General features: G+C 71.4%; 5 protein-coding genes. All 5 read left to right on the forward strand.

Annotated features, from left to right (window positions below; translation table 11 throughout):
• The first annotated feature begins 14 nt into the window (after positions 1-14).
• Positions 15-2090 carry a transketolase gene (tkt, locus tag ACZ7JA_RS25070; protein WP_470810527.1) on the forward strand — a complete coding sequence of 692 codons (2076 nt, stop codon included), beginning with the start codon at positions 15-17 and terminating at the stop codon, positions 2088-2090.
• A 28-nt stretch (positions 2091-2118) separates the two neighbouring features.
• Entirely contained in the window at positions 2119-3252 is a 1134-nt protein-coding gene (gene tal, locus ACZ7JA_RS25075; RefSeq protein ID WP_403675977.1) for a transaldolase, read from the forward strand.
• Positions 3252-4847, forward strand: coding sequence for a glucose-6-phosphate dehydrogenase (zwf, locus tag ACZ7JA_RS25080; protein WP_389301124.1), 1596 nt, complete (start codon positions 3252-3254; stop codon positions 4845-4847). Before tal ends, zwf begins: the two co-directional genes overlap by 1 nt.
• Positions 4844-5770: a glucose-6-phosphate dehydrogenase assembly protein OpcA gene (gene opcA, locus ACZ7JA_RS25085; protein WP_351668143.1), complete on the forward strand. Its 927-nt coding sequence runs from the start codon at positions 4844-4846 to the stop codon at positions 5768-5770. Before zwf ends, opcA begins: the two co-directional genes overlap by 4 nt.
• A 1-nt stretch (position 5771) precedes the next feature.
• Positions 5772-6391: glucose-6-phosphate isomerase (locus ACZ7JA_RS25090; RefSeq protein ID WP_470810530.1), on the forward strand; the 620-nt coding region annotated here is incomplete at its 3' end.

The raw sequence follows: 6391 nt of genomic DNA on the forward strand, positions 1-6391 counted from the left end.
AGGACTTCTTGAAGATGAGCGCGCAGACACCCGCAGGCTTCGAGTGGACCGACCTCGACCGGCGCGCCGTGGACACCGCCCGCCTTCTCGCTGCGGATGCGGTGCAGAAGGTCGGCAACGGACACCCGGGCACCGCGATGAGCCTGGCCCCTGTCGCGTACACGATCTTTCAAAAGGTGATGCGTCATGACCCTGCCGACCCGGAGTGGACCGGCCGTGACCGCTTCGTCCTGTCCCCCGGCCACACCTCGCTGACCCTGTACACGCAGCTCTTCCTCGCCGGGTACGAGCTGGAGCTGGACGACCTGAAGGCGTTCCGCACGCACGGCTCCAAGACGCCCGGCCACCCGGAGTACGGCCACACCGCCGGCGTGGAGACCACGACCGGCCCGCTCGGCCAGGGCGTGGCCAACGCGGTGGGCATGGCGATGGCCGCCCGCTACGAGCGCGGTCTGTTCGACCCGGACGCCCCGCAGGGCGAGTCCCCCTTCGACCACACGGTCTGGGCGATCGTCTCCGACGGCGACCTGGAGGAGGGCGTCTCCGCCGAGGCCTCCTCGCTCGCGGGCCACCAGAAGCTCGGCAACCTCGTCTTCGTCTACGACGACAACCACATCTCCATCGAGGGCGACACCGCCACCGCCTTCTCCGAGGACGTGCTGAAGCGGTACGAGGCCTACGGCTGGCACACCCAGCGCGTCGCGCCCACCGCGGACGGCGACGTCGACGTCCCCGCGCTGCACTCGGCGCTGGAGGCCGCGCGGGCCGAGACCGGTCGGCCCTCCATCATCGCCCTGCGCACGGTCATCGCCTGGCCGGCCCCGAACGCGCGGAACACCGAGGCCTCCCACGGCTCCGCGCTGGGCGAGGACGAGATCGCCGCCACCAAGCGGCTCCTCGGCTTCGACCCGGAGCGCACCTTCGAGGTCGCGGACGAGGTCCTGGACCACTCCCGGCGGGCCCTCGACCGGGGCGCCGAGGCGCACGCGGCCTGGGACAAGCGGATCGCCGAGTGGCGGACCGCGCATCCCGAGCGGGCCCGGCTCTTCGACCGGGTCAGCAAGGGCGAGCTGCCCGAGGGCTGGCAGGACGCCCTGCCGGTGTTCGAGGAGGGCAAGTCCGTCGCCACCCGCGCCGCCTCCGGCAAGGTGCTGCAGGCCCTCGGCCCGGTGCTGCCCGAGCTGTGGGGCGGTTCCGCCGACCTCGCCGGGTCGAACAACACCACCATCGACAAGAGCAGCTCCTTCCTGCCCGCCGGCAACCCGCTGCCCGAGGCCGACCCGTACGGCCGTACGGTCCACTTCGGCATCCGCGAGTTCTCGATGGCCGCGGAGATGAACGGCATCGCCCTGCACGGCAACACCCGCGTGTACGGCGGCACCTTCCTGGTGTTCTCCGACTACATGCGCAACGCCGTGCGGATGTCGGCGCTGATGCAGCTCCCGGTGACCTACATCTGGACGCACGACTCCATCGGCCTCGGCGAGGACGGCCCGACCCACCAGCCGGTCGAGCACCTGGCCTCGCTGCGCGCGATCCCGGGCCTGAACGTCGTCCGCCCGGCGGACGCCAACGAGACCGCGATCGCCTGGGCCGAGATCCTGAAGAGGCACGCCACCGCCCCTGCCCCGCACGGCCTCGCTCTCACCCGACAGGGCGTGCCCGCCTACGCGCCGAACGAGGACGCGGCCAAGGGCGGCTACGTGCTGCGCGAGTCGTCGACCGAGACCCCGGAGGTGATCATCATCGCGACCGGTTCCGAGGTGCAGCTCGCCGTCGCCGCGCGGGACCTGCTGGAGGCCGAGGGGGTCGGCACCCGGGTGGTGTCCATGCCGTCCGTGGAGTGGTTCGAGGAGCAGCCGCGCGCCTACCGGGAGCGGGTGCTGCCGCCGGCCGTGAAGGCCCGGGTCGCCGTGGAGGCCGGCATCGGCCTGACCTGGCACCGCTTCGTGGGCGACGCAGGTCGGATTGTCTCCCTCGAACACTTCGGCGCCTCCGCCGACGCGGCCACACTGTTCGCCGAGTTCGGCTTCACCCCAGAGAACGTCGCCGCCGCTGCCCGCGACTCGCTGGCCGCCACGCACGCCTGATACCGACGCGATAGGAAAGAAGATCACTGTGACCGAAGCAATCGCCACCCCGGGAGCCCTCAAGCGCCTCGCCGACGAGGGGGTGTCGGTCTGGCTGGACGACCTGTCGCGCAGCCGCATCACCTCGGGCGGCCTGGCCTCTCTCGTGGACGGCGGCGGCGTCGTCGGCGTCACCACCAACCCCTCGATCTTCCAGGCGGCCATAGGCTCCGGCGAGGGCTACGAGGAGCAGCTCACCGAGCTCGCGGTGCGGGGCGTGACGGTCGACGAGGCCGTGCGGATGATGACGACCGCCGACGTGCGCGCGGCCGCCGACGTCCTGCGGGACGTGTACACCCTCTCCGACGGCCGCGACGGCCGGGTCTCCATCGAGGTCGACCCGCGGCTCGCCCACCGCACCGAGGCCACGGTCGCCGAGGCCAAGCAGCTCGCCTGGCTGGTCGACCGCCCCAACGTGATGATCAAGATCCCGGCCACCCGGGCGGGCCTGCCGGCGATCACCGAGGTCATCGGCCTCGGCATCAGCGTCAACGTGACGCTGATCTTCTCGCTGGAGCGCTACCGCGAGGTCATGGACGCCTACCTGGCGGGCCTGGAGAAGGCCAGGGAGCGCGGCCTGGACCTGTCGAAGATCCACTCGGTGGCGTCCTTCTTCGTCTCCCGCGTGGACAGCGAGATCGACAAGCGGCTGACCGCGCTGGGCACCGACGAGGCCCTCGCCCTCAAGGGCCGGGCGGCCCTCGCCAACGCGCGCCTGGCCTACGAGGCCTACGAGCAGGTCTTCGGCTCCGGGCGCTGGCAGGCGCTCGCCGGCGACCGGGCCAACAAGCAGCGTCCGCTGTGGGCCTCCACCGGCGTGAAGGACCCCGCCTACAAGGACACGCTGTACGTGGACGAGCTGGTCGCCCCCGGCACCGTCAACACCATGCCGGAGGCCACCTTGAAGGCCACCGCCGACCACGGTGAGATCACCGGCGACACGGTGACCGGCGGCTACGAGCAGGCCCGCGCGGACCTCGCGTCCGTCGAGCGGCTCGGCGTCTCCTACGACGAGGTCGTCCAGCAGCTCGAGGACGAGGGTGTCGCCAAGTTCGAGACGGCCTGGCAGGAGCTGCTGGACGCCGTCACCGAGTCGTTGAGGAACAAGGGAGTTGAGGCGTGATGACGACCGACGCCCAGCAGCCGGAGAAGCCGGCCGCGACCGGGGACGTGCGCGTCCCGGTCGGCCCGGCAGCCGACTGGGTGAACCCGCTGCGGGACGCCGACGACCGCCGGCTGCCCCGCATCGCGGGCCCCTCCGGTCTGGTCATCTTCGGCGTGACCGGTGACCTGTCCCGCAAGAAGCTGATGCCGGCCGTCTACGACCTGGCCAACCGCGGCCTGCTGCCGCCCGGCTTCTCCCTCGTCGGCTTCGCCCGCCGGGACTGGGAGGACCAGGACTTCGCGCAGGTCGTGCACGACGCGGTGCGCGAGCACTCACGCACCCCGTTCCGGGAGGAGGTCTGGCAGCAGCTCTCCGAGGGCATGCGGTTCATCCCCGGCGACTTCGACGACGACACCGCGTTCAAGCAGCTCAAGGACGCCGTCGAGGAACTGGACGCCTCCCGGGGCACCGGCGGCAACTTCGCGTTCTACCTCTCGGTGCCGCCGAAGTTCTTCCCCAAGGTCGTGCAGCAGCTCAAGAAGCACGGCCTGGCCTCCCCGCCGCAGGGCGCCTGGCGGCGCGCGGTCATCGAGAAGCCGTTCGGCCACGACATCGCCAGCGCCCGCGACCTGAACGCGATCCTGCACGACGTGTTCGACCCGGACCAGGTGTTCCGGATCGACCACTACCTCGGCAAGGAGACCGTCCAGAACATCCTGGCGCTGCGCTTCGCCAACCAGATGTACGAGCCGATCTGGAACCGCAGTTACGTCGACCACGTGCAGATCACGATGGCCGAGGACATCGGCATCGGCGGCCGCGCCGGCTACTACGACGGCATCGGCGCCGCCCGTGACGTCATCCAGAACCACCTCCTGCAGCTCATGGCCCTCACCGCCATGGAGGAGCCCATCGCGTTCGACGCGGAGGCGCTGCTCACCGAGAAGCTGAAGGTGCTGAAGTCGGTGCGGCTGCCGGAGGACCTCGGCCGGCACACCGTGCGCGGCCAGTACGCGGCCGGCTGGCAGGGCGGCGAGAAGGTCGTCGGCTACCTCCAGGAGGAGGGCATCGACCCCAAGTCGAAGACCGACACCTTCGCCGCGATCAAGCTGGGCATCGACAACCGCCGCTGGGCGGGCGTCCCCTTCTACCTGCGCACCGGCAAGCGCCTCGGCCGCCGGGTCACCGAGATCGCGGTGGTCTTCCAGCGGGCCCCGCACTCCCCCTTCGACTCCACCGCCACCGAGGAACTGGGCCAGAACGCCATCGTGATCCGCGTCCAGCCGGACGAGGGCATGACGGTGCGGTTCGGGTCCAAGGTCCCGGGCACCTCGATGGAGATCCGGGACGTGTCCATGGACTTCGCCTACGGCGAGTCGTTCACGGAGTCCAGCCCGGAGGCGTACGAGCGGCTCATCCTTGACGTGCTGCTCGGCGACGCCAACCTGTTCCCCCGTCACCAGGAAGTGGAAGAGTCCTGGAAGATCCTCGACCCGATCGAGGAGTACTGGTCCCGGCACGGCAGGCCGGCCCAGTACCCGGCGGGTACCTGGGGGCCGGAAGAGGCAAACGAGATGCTCGCACGAGACGGACGGAGCTGGCGCAGGCCATGAAGATCGACCTGACCGACACCACGGCAAGCAAGATCAACAAGGCGCTGGTCCGGGGCCGCCGGGCCATCGGCACCCCGGCCGTGGGCATGGTCCTGACGATGGTCATCGTCACGGACGAGGAGAACGCCTACGACTCGCTCCGGGCCGCCGAGGAGGCCTCGCACGAGCACCCCTCGCGGACCCTGGTCGTCATCAAGCGCCACGCCCGCACCCTGCGCGACCGCACCGCCTCCCGGCTGGACGCCGAGGTCCGGGTCGGCTCCGAGGCCGGCACCGGCGAGACGGTGGTGCTGCGCACCTACGGCGAGGTGTCCGACCACGCCGACTCGGTGGTCCTGCCGCTGCTGTTGCCCGACGCCCCGGTCGTCGTGTGGTGGCCGGTGGACGCGCCCGACACCCCCGCCAAGGACCCGCTGGGCGCACTGGCCCAGCGCCGGATCACCGACCTGTACGCCGTCGAGCGCCCGCTGGAGGTCCTGGAGACCCGGGTCCGCAGCTACGCGCCCGGCGACACCGACCTCGCCTGGACCCGGCTCACGCCGTGGCGCTCGATGCTGGCGGCCGCGCTCGACCAGGCCCGGGTGAAGGTGACCTCCGCCGCCGTCGAGGCCGAGCGGGAGAACCCCAGCGCCGAACTCCTCTCGCGCTGGCTCGAGGCCCGGCTGAACGTGCCGGTGGACCGCGTGGTCACGGCGGGCCCGGTGGTCACCGCCGTCCGGCTCGGCACCGACAACGGCGAGATCGTCATCGACCGCCCCGAGGGGCCCCTGGCGACGCTGACCCTGCCGGGGCAGCCGCCGCGCACCCTCGCCCTCAAGGTCCGCCCGACCTCCGAACTCATCGCCGAGGAGCTGCGCCGCCTCGACGCCGACGAGATGTACGCCGTCGCCCTCAGCGGCGAGGCGACCAAGGAGCACGCCTGACATGTCCGACGCCCCGTCAGACCTTCCCGAGCTCACCCGCCGCCCCGAGTGGACGGCCCTCGAGGACCACCGGGCCGCGGGACGGCCGTCCCTGCGCGAGCTGTTCGCGGCGGACCCCGGCCGCGCCGAGCGCTACGTGGTCCGGGTCGGCGACCTGCACATCGACTACAGCAAGCACCTGATCACCGACGAGACCCTGGCCCTGCTGCAGGAACTCGCCGCCGCCACCGGCGTGTTCGAGCTGCGCGACGCCATGTTCCGCGGTGAGAGGATCAACATCACCGAGGACCGGGCGGTGCTGCACACCGCGCTGCGGGCCGCCCCGGACGCGGTGATCGAGGTCGACGGCGAGAACGTCGTGCCCCGGGTGCACGCCGTGCTGGACAAGATGGCGGGCTTCGCCGAGCGGGTCCGGTCCGGTGAGTGGACCGGCCACACCGGCAGGCGGATCCGCAACGTCGTCAACATCGGCATCGGCGGCTCCGACCTCGGGCCCGCCATGGCCTACGAGGCGCTGCGCGCCTATACGGCACGGGAGTTGACCTTCCGTTTCGTCTCCAACGTGGACGGCGCCGACCTGCACGAGGCGATCCGCGACCTGGACCCGGCGGAGACGCTGTT

The organism is Streptomyces sp. NPDC038135 (assembly GCF_055601245.1).

Bases quoted from the DNA above. Each gene is read 5' to 3' on its own strand.
- tkt (WP_470810527.1), top strand. From the start codon at position 15: ATGAGCGCGCAGACACCCGCAGGCTTCGAGTGGACCGACCTCGACCGG.
- zwf (WP_389301124.1), top strand. From the start codon at position 3,252: ATGACGACCGACGCCCAGCAGCCGGAGAAGCCGGCCGCGACCGGGGAC.
- opcA (WP_351668143.1), top strand. From the start codon at position 4,844: ATGAAGATCGACCTGACCGACACCACGGCAAGCAAGATCAACAAGGCG.